This is a genomic window from Ruegeria sp. AH7, assembly GCF_056541325.1.
Genome location: NZ_JBQFYF010000002.1, coordinates 1 through 14,667 on the forward strand (window position 1 = coordinate 1; position 14,667 = coordinate 14,667).

Annotated in this window: 20 protein-coding genes; 15 read left to right on the plus strand and 5 right to left on the minus strand. The window is 57.9% G+C overall.

Annotated features, from left to right (window positions below):
* Positions 1-448: EF-Tu C-terminal domain-related protein (locus ACR0JX_RS04480; RefSeq protein ID WP_480541771.1), on the plus strand; the 448-nt coding region annotated here is incomplete at its 5' end.
* Between the two features lie 118 nt (positions 449-566).
* Here ACR0JX_RS04480 and ACR0JX_RS04485 read toward each other — a convergent pair.
* Together ACR0JX_RS04485 and ACR0JX_RS04490 are read right to left on the minus strand one after the other, a co-directional pair.
* On the minus strand, positions 567-1,016 hold the full coding sequence (locus tag ACR0JX_RS04485; protein WP_480541773.1) for a hypothetical protein: 450 nt from the start codon (positions 1,014-1,016) through the stop codon (positions 567-569).
* A 21-nt stretch (positions 1,017-1,037) separates the two neighbouring features.
* A complete protein-coding gene (locus tag ACR0JX_RS04490) occupies positions 1,038-1,406 on the minus strand; it encodes an antibiotic biosynthesis monooxygenase family protein (RefSeq protein ID WP_480541775.1) in 369 nt (122 codons plus the stop codon).
* Between the two features lie 57 nt (positions 1,407-1,463).
* Between ACR0JX_RS04490 and ACR0JX_RS04495 the strand changes: the two genes are divergently transcribed.
* Positions 1,464-1,916, plus strand: a complete 453-nt coding sequence (locus ACR0JX_RS04495) for a MarR family winged helix-turn-helix transcriptional regulator (RefSeq protein ID WP_480541777.1) — start codon at positions 1,464-1,466, stop codon at positions 1,914-1,916.
* Positions 1,917-1,923: 7 nt separating this feature from the next.
* On the opposite strand, the gene rpe is transcribed toward ACR0JX_RS04495, so the two are convergent.
* Complete coding sequence (gene rpe, locus ACR0JX_RS04500) at positions 1,924-2,610, minus strand: ribulose-phosphate 3-epimerase (protein WP_480541779.1); 687 nt, start codon at positions 2,608-2,610, stop codon at positions 1,924-1,926.
* Between the two features lie 163 nt (positions 2,611-2,773).
* Between rpe and phnC the strand changes: the two genes are divergently transcribed.
* The 5 genes from phnC (at position 2,774) to ACR0JX_RS04525 (ending at position 7,508) form a co-directional block, all read left to right on the plus strand.
* Positions 2,774-3,595, plus strand: a complete 822-nt coding sequence (phnC, locus tag ACR0JX_RS04505; RefSeq protein ID WP_480541781.1) for a phosphonate ABC transporter ATP-binding protein — start codon at positions 2,774-2,776, stop codon at positions 3,593-3,595.
* A gap of 64 nt (positions 3,596-3,659) precedes the next feature.
* The gene (phnD, locus tag ACR0JX_RS04510; RefSeq protein ID WP_480541783.1) at positions 3,660-4,562 is read left to right on the plus strand and encodes a phosphonate ABC transporter substrate-binding protein; all 903 of its coding nucleotides are present in this window, start codon (positions 3,660-3,662) and stop codon (positions 4,560-4,562) included.
* Positions 4,563-4,627: 65 nt separating this feature from the next.
* Entirely contained in the window at positions 4,628-5,509 is an 882-nt protein-coding gene (phnE, locus tag ACR0JX_RS04515) for a phosphonate ABC transporter, permease protein PhnE (RefSeq protein ID WP_480541785.1), read from the plus strand.
* Positions 5,506-6,873, plus strand: coding sequence for a phosphonate ABC transporter, permease protein PhnE (gene phnE, locus ACR0JX_RS04520; RefSeq protein WP_480541787.1), 1,368 nt, complete (start codon positions 5,506-5,508; stop codon positions 6,871-6,873). The genes phnE (ACR0JX_RS04515) and phnE (ACR0JX_RS04520) overlap by 4 nt, the downstream gene beginning before the upstream one ends.
* Positions 6,874-6,893: 20 nt before the next feature.
* A complete protein-coding gene (locus ACR0JX_RS04525; protein ID WP_480541789.1) occupies positions 6,894-7,508 on the plus strand; it encodes an LbetaH domain-containing protein in 615 nt (204 codons plus the stop codon).
* A 57-nt stretch (positions 7,509-7,565) separates the two neighbouring features.
* Here ACR0JX_RS04525 and phnF read toward each other — a convergent pair whose 3' ends face one another.
* A complete protein-coding gene (gene phnF, locus ACR0JX_RS04530) occupies positions 7,566-8,276 on the minus strand; it encodes a phosphonate metabolism transcriptional regulator PhnF (protein ID WP_480541791.1) in 711 nt (236 codons plus the stop codon).
* Between the two features lie 102 nt (positions 8,277-8,378).
* On the opposite strand from phnF, the gene phnG reads away from it, so the two are divergent.
* Genes phnG through phnN form a run of 8 tightly spaced genes read left to right on the plus strand, consistent with a single transcriptional unit; the run spans position 8,379 to position 13,975 of the window.
* Positions 8,379-8,837, plus strand: a complete 459-nt coding sequence (phnG, locus tag ACR0JX_RS04535; RefSeq protein WP_480541793.1) for a phosphonate C-P lyase system protein PhnG — start codon at positions 8,379-8,381, stop codon at positions 8,835-8,837.
* Positions 8,837-9,412, plus strand: a complete 576-nt coding sequence (gene phnH / locus ACR0JX_RS04540) for a phosphonate C-P lyase system protein PhnH (protein WP_480541794.1) — start codon at positions 8,837-8,839, stop codon at positions 9,410-9,412. Before phnG ends, phnH begins: the two co-directional genes overlap by 1 nt.
* Positions 9,413-9,415: 3 nt before the next feature.
* Positions 9,416-10,507: a carbon-phosphorus lyase complex subunit gene (locus tag ACR0JX_RS04545; protein ID WP_480541796.1), complete on the plus strand. Its 1,092-nt coding sequence runs from the start codon at positions 9,416-9,418 to the stop codon at positions 10,505-10,507.
* Positions 10,504-11,100, plus strand: coding sequence for an HAD family hydrolase (locus tag ACR0JX_RS04550; RefSeq protein ID WP_480541798.1), 597 nt, complete (start codon positions 10,504-10,506; stop codon positions 11,098-11,100). Before ACR0JX_RS04545 ends, ACR0JX_RS04550 begins: the two co-directional genes overlap by 4 nt.
* Complete coding sequence (locus tag ACR0JX_RS04555; RefSeq protein WP_480541800.1) at positions 11,097-11,957, plus strand: alpha-D-ribose 1-methylphosphonate 5-phosphate C-P-lyase PhnJ; 861 nt, start codon at positions 11,097-11,099, stop codon at positions 11,955-11,957. The genes ACR0JX_RS04550 and ACR0JX_RS04555 overlap by 4 nt, the downstream gene beginning before the upstream one ends.
* Positions 11,954-12,724 carry a phosphonate C-P lyase system protein PhnK gene (phnK, locus tag ACR0JX_RS04560; RefSeq protein ID WP_480541802.1) on the plus strand — a complete coding sequence of 257 codons (771 nt, stop codon included), beginning with the start codon at positions 11,954-11,956 and terminating at the stop codon, positions 12,722-12,724. The genes ACR0JX_RS04555 and phnK overlap by 4 nt, the downstream gene beginning before the upstream one ends.
* A gap of 22 nt (positions 12,725-12,746) precedes the next feature.
* Positions 12,747-13,430 carry a phosphonate C-P lyase system protein PhnL gene (phnL, locus tag ACR0JX_RS04565; RefSeq protein WP_480541804.1) on the plus strand — a complete coding sequence of 228 codons (684 nt, stop codon included), beginning with the start codon at positions 12,747-12,749 and terminating at the stop codon, positions 13,428-13,430.
* Positions 13,427-13,975, plus strand: coding sequence for a phosphonate metabolism protein/1,5-bisphosphokinase (PRPP-forming) PhnN (phnN, locus tag ACR0JX_RS04570; RefSeq protein ID WP_480541806.1), 549 nt, complete (start codon positions 13,427-13,429; stop codon positions 13,973-13,975). The genes phnL and phnN overlap by 4 nt, the downstream gene beginning before the upstream one ends.
* Here the strand turns inward: phnN and ACR0JX_RS04575 are convergent.
* Positions 13,957-14,640 (minus strand): DUF1045 domain-containing protein, encoded by a 684-nt coding sequence (locus tag ACR0JX_RS04575; protein ID WP_480541808.1) that lies wholly within the window; start codon positions 14,638-14,640, stop codon positions 13,957-13,959. The two genes, phnN and ACR0JX_RS04575, sit on opposite strands and share 19 nt — an antisense overlap.
* Positions 14,641-14,667 lie beyond the last annotated feature (27 nt).

Consider the following 14,667-nt stretch of genomic DNA (forward strand, 5'->3'; position numbering starts at 1 on the left):
TGGCATCCGCGACACCAGCAAAACCACCTGCACCGGCGTTGAAATGTTCCGCAAGCTGCTGGACCGCGGTGAAGCAGGCGACAACATCGGTGCCCTGCTGCGTGGTGTGGATCGTGACGGCGTTGAGCGTGGCCAGGTTCTGTGTAAGCCGGGTTCGGTTACACCGCACACCAAGTTCGAAGCCGAAGCCTATATCCTGACCAAGGAAGAAGGCGGTCGTCACACCCCGTTCTTCGCGAACTACCGTCCGCAGTTCTACTTCCGTACAACTGACGTGACCGGCACCGTGACCCTGGCGGAAGGCACCGAGATGGTCATGCCTGGCGACAACGTGTCGTTCGGCGTTGAGCTGATCGCACCGATCGCGATGGAGCAGGGCCTGCGCTTCGCGATCCGCGAAGGCGGCCGCACCGTCGGCGCCGGCGTCGTGTCGAAAATCACTGAGTAAGTCGGCTCTGCCGACTGGTGGGCGGCAGTTGCTCTGAAAGAGCAATGAGAGCCCACTCGGTTGAACAAAAGAAGGCCGTCCCACAGGGGGCGGCCTTTGTATATTCAGGAAGTGTGATCTACTTTTTCTGTAGTTTACGCCTTCGCGCGGTCATCGCCCGACCGTCGCGAATGCTCATCGCCATCAGTGTCAGATTGGCGGCTCCGGCAATCAACTCGATGACCTGCACAACGTAAAAGCCGGTGTCAAACGCTCCGGTTCCGGCTTTTGCGTTTAGGTAGATTGCGGCAGGCACAAGGATCAGAAGCCCGTTGGCTGCGATGATGGGCATTCTCTTCTTCTTTGCCACAGCCGGCGCATCTTTGCGACGACGTCCTATCGACATGCCGGTTGCCCCGACGATTATCATGGCAGGTACAAGCAAATACAGCCCCTTGACGACGCTCGCTTTCACAAAAGCAACGGTCGCGTATGAGGTGAAAAGTTCACTATACAGAGTCGATGTCCAGAAGGTCAGAATCGTCAGAAAACCAACGACTCCGGCGATCGGGTGGATTGTTTTGATCATGTGTCCCTCATTGTCCTTCACTCAAGCAACACAGTGATTGTCGACCGCCAGCTTACGCAAAAGGTGCGGGCGCGTTACCGCGCTGTCAGGGTAATCGGCGATACGGCGCTGGAATTCAGGGTTGGTAAAGGCCTGACGAAAGCTCTGAACGTCTTGCCAAACGGCGTAATTCACAAAGGTTGAGCTATTGGCGATGCCCTTGTGTAGCTGTGTCGAGATGTATCCTGGTTGGGACTTCATGAACTCAGCGTCGTGCGACCATGCGGCCAACAGAGCGTCTTCGTCCTTCGCATCAACCGTGAAGAGGTTGATCAATACAACTGGGCCTTCGTCAGTTTCCATCTGATCGGCCAAGCTTGCAACATTGTCGAGTTCTACAATACGTGCCATTCTGGATCCTTTCCAAAGTATTAATATAGCAAGCTATATAATATTGCATAGCATGCTATGCAAGCGTATTTGCTTGATATGGAATTCAGGAAAGAAGACTCAGCCGGATATCTGATCAATCACATGGCGCGTTTGTTCGCCAGAGAACTGCAACAGCGTATCTCACCAATGGGTATCGTTGTCGGCCAGTTCCCGATCCTGTTGGAGCTGTGGCAGAAAGATGGAGTGTCGCAAAAGGATCTGCTCAGCAGGATCGATGTCGAGCAGGCGACCCTTGCAAATACTCTCAACCGGATGGAGCGGGACGGGCTGGTCAAGAGAACCAAAAGCCCAACTGATGCCCGGGCGCAATTGATTTGGTTGACTGAAAAGGCCGCTAGACTTCGTCAGAATGCATATGACGCCGCCCACAGCGTCAACGCTCAGGCGCTTGAGGGACTTGATGCTTCTGAACAGCGTCAGCTCCTGGACCTCATGCGTCGGATCATTTCAGGCATGCGTCAGGACTAGGTAGGTGCTAAAGCCCACCCTCTGCCGCCGCACGTACTGCCCGGATATTCTCGCCATAGACCTCAGGCTGATCTACCGACCCGCCCTTGAACACCGCTGACCCGGCGACCAGTACGTCGGCACCGGCCGCAGTGACCAACGGAGCAGTCCGGGGATCAACGCCACCGTCGATTTCAATATGAATCGGGCGGTCACCGATCATCTGGCGCAACTTGCGGATCTTAGCGGTCATGTCGATGAACTTCTGGCCGCCAAAGCCTGGGTTCACGGTCATGACGCAGACGAGATCAGTCAGGTCCAGCAGATGCTCAACCGCTTCCGCCGGGGTGCCGGGGTTCAAGGCGACGCCGGCTTTCATGCCAGCGGCACGGATCGCCTGCAGGGTTCGGTGCGTGTGCGGGCCAGCCTCGACATGGGCGGTCAGGATGTCAGCGCCTGCATCGGCATAGGCCTGAATATAGGGGTCGACCGGTGCGATCATCAGGTGCACGTCCATCACGGTTTTCACATGGGGTCGGAAGGCTTTTACCGCGGGGGGGCCGAAGGTCAGGTTCGGGACAAAATGACCGTCCATCACATCCACATGAACCCAATCTGCGCCTTGCGCTTCGATGGCCTGAATCTCGGCACCGAAATTGGCGAAATCGGCGGACAGAATGGACGGGGCGATCTTGATGGTGCGGTCAAAGCTCATGGCGGTCTCGTATCAGCTAAAGAGTCGGGGTCGCGTATACCCGTGGCCGTCATAGAAGGATAGCCCCGCCGCCGTCCACGCCGTTACAAAACTTTCACCATACTGACACATATCCGTTTTGTGGTGTCTGTAGCTGACCGCCAATACGAATTGGGGGTGGCACGTGCTGCGGATCGAGAAACTGACCAAGCGCTTCGGCGAGAATACCGCCGTTGATGCGGCAACGCTGGATGTAGATAAGCCGTGCATGATCGGCATCATCGGGCGCTCGGGCGCGGGCAAATCGACCCTGTTGCGGATGATCAACCGTCTGACGGATTCGACCGAAGGCGAGATTTTGTTCGAAGGCCGCGATGTCACGAAACTGAAGGGCCGTGAGAAACGCGCCTGGCAGGCCGATTGCGCGATGATCTTTCAGCAATTCAATCTGGTGCCGCGCATGGATGTGGTCTCGAACGTGCTGCATGGCACGCTGAACCGTCATTCTACGTTGGCCACCATGTTCAACCTATACCCAATGGCCGAGATCCATCGCGCCATCGATATTTTGGATCGTCTGGGGATCGCCGAGCACGCGCCAAAGCGGGCCGAAGCGCTTTCGGGCGGACAGCAGCAGCGCGTCGCCATTGCTCGCGCCCTGATGCAGGACCCCAAGATGATTCTGGCGGATGAGCCGATTGCTTCGCTCGACCCGATGAACGCACAGGTCGTGATGCAGGCGCTGCGTCGCATCCACGAAGAGGATGGCCGCACGGTCATCGCCAACCTGCATACGCTGGACACTGCGCGCCGCTATTGCGACCGCGTGGTTGGTATGCGCGACGGGCGCATCGTCTTTGATGGCCTGCCCGAGCAACTGACAACCGGCGTCGCCCGCGAGATCTACGGGGCCGATGCCAGCTTCTCGGAAGAGGCAACCTCGACCGAGATCGACACTCTGGACGCCACCCAGAAGGCGCTGATGGAAGCTGAAGCCACCATCTGAGCCACCTACCCCCCTTTCATCGACCGGCTGATGAAAGGCCGGCACATCAACTGGAGAGAGACAGATGAAAAAACTGATTGCTGCCCTTGCTGCGACCACGGCCCTGGCCACACCGGTCCTGGCTGACGAAATCAGCGAGTTCCGCATTGGCATTCTGGGCGGCGAAAACGCCCAGGACCGCCTGAACAACAACGAATGTCTGCGTGAATACACCGAAGAAGCTTTGGGTGTTGAAACCAAGCTGTTCGCCCCTGCCGACTATGATGGCGTGATCCAGGGCCTGCTGGGCGGCACCATCGACATGGCCTGGCTGGGTGCGTCGGGTTACGCAAAAACCTATCTGAGCGACCCCGAAGCAGTTGAGCCGGTTCTGGTCAAAGTGAACCTGGACGGTGGTTACGGCTACTACTCGATCGGTTTTGCGCGCAAGGACAGCGGCATTGCCTCGCTGGAAGACATGAAGGGTAAGACTTTTGGCTTCGGTGATCCGAACTCGACCTCGGGCTACCTGATCCCGTCGATCGAAATCCCGCAGGCAACTGGCGCGACCATGGACTCGGGTGATTACTTTGGTGAAGTGAAATTCACCGGCGGTCATGAGCAGACCATCGTTGCTGTGAACAATGGCGACGTTGACGGTGGTGTGACCTGGGCTGACGGTCTGGGCGACTGGGAAGACGGTTTCAACTCGGGTGCCCTGCGCCGCGCGGTTGACGCAGGTCTGATTGACATGAACGACATGGTGATGATCTGGCAATCCAAGCCGATTCCGGAAGGCCCGGTTGTTCTGCGCACCGCACTGCCTGCCGACGTAAAGGAAAAGATGACTGCTCTGATGGCTGGTCTGGCGGAAAAAGACCGCGAATGCTTTTACGGTGTTGCGGCCGGTGAAGCCAAGGCGTTCGAGCCAATCACGCATGACGCGTATGAGATCATCATCGAAGCACGCAAGCTGAAGTCAAACTAAGCCTGCATCTTCCAAGTTCGGGGTCCGGTTTCCACCGGGCCCCGTTTTCCACTCAGGAGCATTCCATGACAGACCTGACCGCAGGGTCCCAGACCGTCGACCAGATTCGGGCCGACTATTCCGATATGACACGGCGCAAGCGGGTCTATGGTGGTATTCTTCTGATCCTTTTTGTCGCGCTGATGGCCGCGGGTTTCCGCACCGCAGACAGCCGCAACGCAGGCAGCTTTATCGATGGCTGGCACCGTATCTTCGACTACCCCTCAGAAGTTTTGTCGGAGGCGTGGGAGAAGATCGGGTCAATGCCCGAGAACCTGGTCAAGTTTTTCCCGGCTCTGATCGAGACGATCAACATTGCCGCAGCCTCCACTCTGATCGGGACTATCGCGGGGACGTTTCTGGCCTTGATGTCGACGCGGGGCATGGCGCTTTGGCCTGCACTTATCCCGCTGTTTCGACGTATTGCCGATATCTGTCGCGCGATCCCCGAGATTGTCATCGCTTTGGTGCTGATCTTTGTTCTGGGTGGCGGTCCGGTTCCCGCGATGATCGCGATTGCGATCCATACGGCCGGGGCACTGGGCAAATTGTTCTCGGAAGTGAACGAAAACGCCTCACTAAAGCCAGTTGAAGGGCTGCACTCAGCCGGAGCCAATTGGTCACAGCGCATGTATTTGGGTGTCATCCCGCAGGTCGGCCCGAACTACGTCAGCTATGCGCTGCTGCGGTTCGAGATCAACATCCGCGCGTCGGCCATTCTGGGTTTCGTCGGGGCGGGCGGTTTGGGTTATGAGCTGAGGAACTCGATGTCCTGGGGCCAGGGGCGCTATGATGAAGCGGCGGCCATCTTCCTTCTTCTCTTTGTCACTATCGTCGTTGTGGACCAGATCTCAGGTGTGCTGCGCGATCGCCTGACCCACGGGTCGGAAAAAGGAGCCTCTGTATGAGCACCTTCGCAACCGATCTGTCGATTGATGAACTGAAGGCCGAGGCGGACCGCCTGTTCAGCCGCAAGCGCCTGATGAATTTCGGTCTGCCTGTGCTGGTTCTGGTCTACCTAACCTATGTATTCTTCGCCTTTGACGTGACCGGTCTGGCAGCCCGCGCCAATCTGGAGAACGGCAAAACGCTGGTTGCAGACAGTTACAGCTACAAAACCCATATCGAGCGGGACAATCGCACCGGCGAGGTCTCAGCTGCCATCGAGGGCGAACGCAAGGGCGCCTATCCCGAAGGTGAGGCCCCAGATTGGGTCGCGCTGGGCGAAACAACCGTGATCAATCTGGAAGACGGGCATGTTGTCCGTTTCGGTCCGGAAACGATTGAATATGACATTCCCGGATATGGCACCGTGCGCGCCACCCCGACGCGCACCGCCGGGGTGCAGGCTGAATTGCCTGCAGGAGATGTGCCCGAGTGGATCAATGTTTCGAAAAACCGGATGGCCATCACCACGGATGCGGGCCGCCTGACGGTGACCCGAAACCGCGCCGAAGTATTTCGGTACTTCAACGGGTGGGAGCTGTTCTGGTTCACCTTGGACAGCCCGTATTATGGCCAGTCTTTCTCCGAACTCGCCGGGCGTGCTGCTTCGGGTGAGGCGGGGGCCATCTTCAACGATTTCTGGACCAATAAGATGTGGCGGCACCAGGACGTGGCTTGGGCGATTTTTGAAACCATCCTGATGGCGTTTCTGGGCACGTTCGGTGCGGCCATCGTGGCGTTGCCGCTGGCGTTCTTGGCCACGCGTAACTTCAACCCGCTGAAATCCGTCCGGTTTTTCACCCGCCGTATCTTTGACTTCGTACGGGGTGTGGATGCGTTGATCTGGACCGTTGTGCTGGCCCGCGCTTTTGGTCCCGGCCCGTTAACTGGGGCTTTGGCCATGCTGGTGACGGATACCGGCACCTTCGGCAAGATCTTCTCAGAAGCGCTGGAGAATGTGGACCAGAAACAAATCGAAGGCGTGCAATCGACCGGGGCCAATGCCACCCAGCGCTATCGTTTTGGAGTTATCCCTCAGATCACGCCTGTTTTGCTAAGCCAGCTTTTATATTTCCTCGAATCCAACACCCGCAGCGCCACCGTAATTGGTGCCATTACCGGTGGGGGTATCGGCCTGTTGCTGACCCAAGCGATCATCACGCAAAAGGACTGGGAAGAGGTCGCCTACTACATCGTCCTGATTATTTTGATGGTGATGCTGATGGATTGGTTCTCGGGTTGGCTACGCCGTCGATTGATCCAGGGAGAGACAGGGAAGACGCGAAAGCCGCGTGATTCTAAACGTAAACCTTTCCTTTTGCCCTGACAGGATAATTGGACCAGACCATGCCAAGACTGCGTGCAGATCAGCCGTTCATTCACCCCGATTGTCAGATCACCAACAGCCAGTTTGGTGAATATGTCGAGATCGGCGCGGGTAGCCGTGTCGCAAATTCGGTCTGGGGTGACTACTCCTATTGTGACCGAACTTGCGACATCGCCAATGCCGAGATCGGCAAATTCGCCAATATCGCCAGTTTCACCCGCATCGGGGCAACAGATCACCCCATGGAGAAAGCGTCGCTGCATCATTTTCTATATCGATCGGCGAGCTATTGGGACGATGAAGAGGATGATGCCAACTGGTTTGCTCATCGGGCCAGCCGAACAGCTCGAATTGGCCATGATACATGGATCGGCCATGGCGCCATGATCAAGCCTGAGGTTACAATTGGCCACGGAGCGGTTGTGGCTGCGGGGGCCGTTGTCACAAAAGATGTTGCACCCTTTTCCATCGTCGGAGGCGTCACGGCGACGGAGATACGTCGCCGCTTTTCCATCAACGTAGCCGACCGGATGATGGCCTTGGCCTGGTGGGATTGGGACAATACCCGCCTGTGCAAAGCCTTGCCGGATTTTCGCGCCTTGGATGCTGAGGCGTTCCTGGAAAAATACGAATAGGCATCAAGGAATAAGACCTCCTTCAGGAGGTCGAAGACCCGCGGAAGCCCTTTTCGATCAATCGTCGTTCAGGGTCAAAGTCACGCGCTCACCGGCAAAAACGGTCCGGCCAAATTCCACTGGATTGCCATCAGGGTCGGCGTTGATCCCCGTTGAAAACAGTATCGGGGCTCCTTCGCTGAGATGCAGATGCAAAGCTTGAGTTGCCGTTGCAGCCCGCGCGGTCAGCCTAGTCGATATTCGGGTGTAGTCGGATACACCACAGGTCTGCAGCGCCTTTGTGACGGATTGCGTGTCTTGCAGAGCTTTCAAGAGATCGGGAAATCGTTGGGCTGGAAAAACACTTTGAAACAGTCCAATCGGCTGCCCATCGGCCAAGGATAATCCATCATAGACGTGCACGGGGTCGCCAGTATTTAGCTGAAGTGCATCAGCTTCGGCCTCATCTGCGGTGCGGGTTGTCAGCGAGAGAATCTGCTTGCCGGGGATTTTGCCGCTGGCCGAAATGTTCTTGTGGTACCGGACGCGCTTACCAATGGGATAGTCGGTTGGGCGAGCCGCCACGAACACACCGGCACCGCGCCGCGCATGGACTAAGCCCTGTTCAGCCATATCCGACAATGCCCGCCGCACCGTATGACGGTTGACGCCATGTTTTGCGGCCAGCTGCGCCTCGGTCGGGATGCGATCCCCGGTTTGGTACCGTCCCTCAGCGATGTCGGAGGTCAGGCTAAGCGAGATGCTTTTCCAGATCGGTGTTTTGTTCATGTCATCAAATATTCACAGAGTTTCGATTGCAGTGCAGATCCCTGCAAGGTAATATTTGTCTAGTTGTATAGTATGTGTAGACAACCCCGCCAAGAGGCTTTGATGACAAATCAAACAGAAATTGAGACTGCCGCCCGGCAAGAATGGATGGGCCTTCTGGCGCGCGCGCCAGAAGAGGCGATGTTGGCGCTGTGGAATGGGCTTTCCGACCGTCCACATTTTGACTGGCTGCGCCGTCCTGAAGTCGGTGGCGTCATGGTTCGTGGTCGCGCAGGCAGCACTGGCGCACCGTTCAATCTGGGTGAAATGACTGTGACCCGCTGCTCCGTTGTTCTGGACGATGGCACCGTTGGGCACGGATATGTGCAGGGGCGGTCAAAGCCTAAGGCCGAAGCTGCGGCGCTGATTGACGCGATGATGCAGACCCCTGCGGCGGGGACCTTGAGGTCCGAGCTTTTGGAACCGCTTAAGCGGCAGATGCAGGCGTCGAAAACGGCGCGTGCGGCCAAGGCGGCGGCGACGAAGGTCGAGTTCTTCACGATGGTGCGGGGGGAAGACTGATGGCGGAACAAGCACAGTTTTCGGGCGGATTTGATAACGCCCCAATCCAGGCGGCACATGCCTTCCGCGCAGCTATGACAGTCATGGCCCGACCGGGTGAGATTCGCAGCCTGACCGGCGCTGTTCCTCCGGCGCCCTTGTCGGTTGCGGCGGCGACCCTGCTGCTGACGCTTTGCGACCCAGAAACCAAGCTGTACCTGGCCGGGGCAGTCGACACCGGCGCCGTGCGCAAGTGGCTGACCTTTCACACCGGGGCACCTTTGGTTGCCGCGTCTGAGGCGGATTTTGCCGTTGGAAGCTGGCAGGATTTGGGGCCCCTCAATGCGTATCGTATTGGAACGCCGGAATACCCCGACCGCTCGGCCACGCTGATCGTGGAATGCGATGACCTGCAGGCGTCAGGTGCGGTTCTGTCTGGGCCAGGCATCAAGGATGTCGCCCAACTGTCACTACCGGATGTGGCTGTTCTGCAAGCTAACGCGGCGCTCTACCCGTTGGGGTGTGATTTCTTTCTGACCTGCGGCGATCAGGTTGCGGCTCTGCCGCGCAGCACGCAGATCACGGTAGGAGGCTAAGCCATGTATGTAGCTGTCAAAGGTGGCGAAAAAGCGATTGAAAACGCCCATGCCTGGCTGGCCGAGGAACGGCGTGGATCAGCCGACGTGGCCGAACTGAGCCTTGCGCAAATCCGCGAGCAGTTGAGCCTTGCGGTAAACCGGGTCATGGCCGAGGGCTCTCTGTATGATCCCGATCTGGCTGCATTGGCGATCAAACAGGCGCGTGGCGATCTGATCGAAGCGATCTTCCTGATCCGTGCCTATCGCACGACCTTGCCGCGCTTTGGGTATTCGAACCCGGTTGAAACGGGGCAGATGGACTGTGACCGACGGATCTCGGCCACGTTCAAGGATGCGCCTGGTGGGCAGGTTCTGGGCCCGACTTTCGACTACACCCATCGCTTGCTTGATTTCAAACTGGCCGCTGATGGAGAGGTGCCCGCCGCGCCGGAAGGGGCGGCACGCACCGAATCCACGCCGCATATCACCGAATTCCTCAAGGGTGAGGACATCATTCAGGATGAAATTGCCAGTGATGAAACACCCGGTGATCTGACGCGCGAACCGCTGGAGTTTCCATCGAACCGACCTTTGCGGCTGCAGTCTTTGGCGCGCGGGGATGAAGGGTTCGTGCTGGGCATGGCTTACTCAACCCAGCGCGGCTATGCCCGGAACCACGCCTTTGTCGGCGAGCTGCGGATTGGCAAGGTCGCGGTTGAGATGGATATCCCCGAATTGGGTTTTGCCATCGACATTGGCGAGGTTGAGTTGACCGAATGTGAAACAGTGAACCAGTTCAAAGGCTCGAAAACCGAACCGCCGCAATTCACGCGCGGCTATGGTTTGGTGTTCGGGCAATCGGAACGGAAATCCATCTCGATGGCCTTGGTTGATCGCGCGCTGCGCTGGAAAGAACTGGGCGAGGATTTTGTTGGTGCTGCGGCGCAAGACGAAGAGTTTGTTCTGAGCCATTCGGACAACATTCAGGCGACCGGGTTCTTGGAACATATCAAGCTGCCGCATTACGTGGATTTCCAGTCCGAACTGGAATTGGTCCGCAAACTGCGCCGCGAGGCCGAAGAGCGGATTGCGCCCAGGGAGGCCGCGGAATGAAGGCGGTCGTTTTTGATATTGGCGGTGTGCTGATTGATTGGCAGCCGCAATTGGCTTGGGCCGAAGCGCTGGGTTCAGAAGAGGCTGCTCATGCGTTTATCGAAAGAACGGGTTTTCGGGAAAAGAACGCGCGTGCGGACAATGGTGAGCAGTTTGCGGATCTGGCGCAAGAGTTAGAAGACCCGCAAGATCAAAACCTGTTTGTAGACTATGTTTCGCTTTACGCCCGGACGGTAGAAAACGCGATCCATGGAACGTGGGACGTGTTGGACCGATTGAAGGTTCAAGGAACACCAGTCCACGCCATCACCAATTGGTCTGCTGAAACCTGGCCCGAAGGTCTGAAGGTCCACCCACGTTTGGGTGAGGTCTTCGGCACTCTGGTCGTGTCTGGGCAAGAAGGTGTGATGAAGCCGGATGCCCGTATTTACCACATGCTATGTGATCGTGCGGGAGTCGCGCCAGAAGACTGCGTTTTCATTGATGACGGGTTGCACAATGTCGAAGGCGCAAAGGCAGTCGGCATGGACGGTATCCATTTTACCACGCCAAAAGCGCTGGACATCGCGCTAACCGAAAGAGGGTTCTTATGAGCGAGTATAATTTCGCCTATCTGGACGAACAGACCAAGCGGATGATCCGCCGCGCCATTCTCAAAGGGTTGGCAGTTCCAGGCTACCAAGTGCCATTTGCCAGCCGCGAGATGCCGATGCCCTATGGTTGGGGCACAGGCGGGGTGCAGGTCTCGGCCGCGACGCTGACGCCGGATGATACGTTCAAGGTGATCGATCAGGGCGCGGATGACACCACCAATGCGGTTTCGATCCGGAAGTTCTTTGAAAACACCGCAGGTGTGGAGACCACTGAGGAAACGGACAAGGCGACTGTTATCCAGACCCGCCACCGCATCCCCGAGGCGAAGCTGACCGAAGATCAGATATTGGTCTATCAGGTGCCGATCCCGGAACCTCTGCGTTTTCTGGAACCGCGCGAGACTGAGACACGCAAGATGCACAGCCTAGAGGAATACGGGCTAATGCATGTGAAGCTGTATGAAGATATCAGCCAGCACGGCGCTATTTCGACCTCATACGCCTATCCGGTGAAAGTGTCGGAACGGTATGTGATGGATCCGTCCCCGATTCCGAAGTTCGACAACCCCAAGCTTGAGATGGACGCGATCCAGCTGTTTGGCGCGGGACGCGAGCAACGGATTTACGCGGTACCGCCGCATACCAAAGTCGTCAGCCTTGATTTCGAGGATTACCCGTTCGAGGCAACCAAGGCCGATCATTGTTGCGATCTGTGCGGGGCCGCGGACAGTTATTTGGATGAGGTCATTACGGATGACGCAGGTAATCGCATGTTTGTCTGCTCGGACACTGATTACTGCCGGTCGCGCCGCGAGGCGGGCCATGTTGGTCCAATGACCAAGGAGAACGCGGCATGACCCCCTTGTTGCAAGTCAAAGGTATTCAGAAACATTACGGCACGCGGATCGGATGCGCGGATGTAAGCTTTGATCTCTATCCCGGTGAAGTGATGGGGATCGTGGGCGAAAGCGGCTCGGGCAAATCGACCCTTTTGAACTGCTTGGCGGGGCATTTGGAGTCTGATGCCGGGCAGGTGGTCTTTGACACTCGCGCAGATGGTCCGGTGGACACCGTGACCATGTCGGAACCCGAGCGTCGGATGCTCAGCCGCACCGATTGGGCCTTTGTTCATCAGCATGCCCGCGATGGGCTGCGGATGTCGGTCAGTGCGGGTGGCAATATCGGCGAGCGCCTGATGGCGGTCGGCGATCGTCACTATGGCGACATCCGCGACAAGGCGATCGACTGGTTGGGTCGGGTCGAGATCAGCGAGGCACGCGTTGATGACCGGCCCACGGCGTTTTCGGGCGGGATGCAACAACGTTTGCAGATCGCGCGCAATCTGGTCACAGGCCCCCGGCTGGTGTTCATGGACGAACCCACCGGCGGGCTGGATGTGTCGGTTCAGGCACGCCTGTTGGACCTGTTGCGCGGGTTGGTGCGCGAAATGGGGCTGAGCGCCATTATCGTTACTCATGATCTGGCCGTTGTACGTCTGCTGGCGGACCGGTTGATGGTCATGAAAGACGGCCATGTGGTCGAGGCCGGGTTGACCGATCAGGTGCTGGACGATCCGCAACATGCCTATACGCAACTGCTGGTCTCCAGCGTTCTGCAGGTTTGAATAGTTTGGAAAAGATAAAGCTATGATTGAGCTGAATGACGTAAGCAAGAGCTTTACCCTGCACAATCAGGGCAGCGCGGTTATCCCGGTTATGGAAGGTGCCTCGTTAAAGGTCAGTGCGGGGGAATGCGTCGCGCTGACCGGGGCCTCGGGCGCGGGGAAATCCACGCTGATGCGGGTGATTTACGGGAACTATCTGGCGGCGTCTGGCAAGGTGCTGGTCGGCGGTCTGGATGTTGCACAGGCCGAGCCGCGCGAGATTCTGGCACTGCGGCGCGAAACGCTGGGCTATGTCAGCCAGTTTCTGCGGGTGGTCCCTCGGGTCCCGACGCTGGAGGTTGTGGCCGAGCCGTTGTTGGCGTTGGGGCATGACAGGCAGATCGCGTTGGACAAGGCTGCAGGCCTGCTCAAGCGGTTGAACATTCCTGAACGGCTTTGGGCGCTAAGCCCGACGACGTTTTCGGGTGGCGAGCAGCAGCGGGTCAACATCGCACGCGGTTTCGCGCATGAGTACCCGGCGATGCTACTGGATGAACCAACGGCCAGTCTGGATGCGCAGAACCGCGAAACGGTTTTGTCACTGATCGAAGAGGCAAAGGCGCGAGGGGCGGCGATTGTGGGCATCTTCCACGATATCGAAGCCCGTCAGCGGTTGTGCGATCGCGAGATTGACGTGTCGGGTTTCACCCCCGGGAAAGCCGCATGACGCTGGCTCCGGTCATTGCTGTTGTCGGTCCTTCAGGGGTTGGCAAAGACAGCGTGATGGAGGCTCTGGAGGCCCGCGCGCCGGGTATACAGCGTTTGCGCCGTGTGATCACCCGGCCCGAAGGGGAAGAGGGCGAGGATTTTGACCGCGTTTCGGTCGATCTGTTCGAACAGATGATACTGGACGGGGCCTTTGCGCTGCATTGGTCGGCCCATGGGTTGCTATATGGCGTGCCGTCTCAGATTGCTGAGCAGCGCAAGACTTGCAGCGCTGTATTGGTGAACCTCTCTCGGTCCATACTGGTGCAGGCGCAGGAGGTCTTCGGGGATTTGGTTGTGGTCTCGCTGACTGCCAGCGCTGAAGTTCTGGCCCAGCGTCTTGCGGCGCGTGGGCGCGAAAGCAGCGTGGAACAAGCGCGCCGCCTTGGGCGAGCACGCGCCCCTTTGCCTGAGGGGCTGGAGCGAGTGTTCGAAATCGACAATTCAGGCACGTTGGACGATACGGTCAGCGAGATCCTGAACTGTCTTCAGTTAGAAAGCGCGTAGCGATGGATCAGGTGAAACCGCCCATCCTCGGCCTCGCCCATCAAAGCCAGATCGTTGATCTGGAAGGGCTTGGGCAAAAGCGGGCCCAAATGTGCTTTAAGCGCAGTTTCGGTCGCGGCCAGAGTGGGTTTGTCCAACTTCCCGCTCAGCGTGATGTGAAACCGGAACGCATCCAGCACGTAAGGATAGCCCCATCTGATCAGATGGGCATCCTGTTCCGGGGTCAGATTGGCGGCACGGCGACGCGTCAGTTCGACCTCGGATGCGGGCGCGCGAAACCTGTCAAGCTCTGTCACGCAGGCGGCGGCCAACGCATTCAGCGCATCCACATCGCCAACCGGGCGCAAGGCCAAAAACCGACCAAGACGCGCAATTTCAAGCCCGTCCAGATTAACCGACGTTTGGTTGGCCGCAAGCGTTTCGCAGGCCCGTTGCAAAGCCTCACAGCTTTGGCCATTGCGCAGGCGAAACGGGGGTTTCATAGTCGCGTGCAGCCCGTATTTGCGGGGCACCTCGGTCACGGCAGCAACATCAACACCATCGACCGGTGGGTGTGCGACCTGCGTTCCGCTTTCCATATCCCAGCCCAGCCAGCTGGTTGCAAAAACCGTCCAATCCGCCTTGGCGGGTGGTGCAAAATAGATCGCGTATCGCGTGAATGTCACATTGGCCTCCTATTGCGTGGCCTTCCA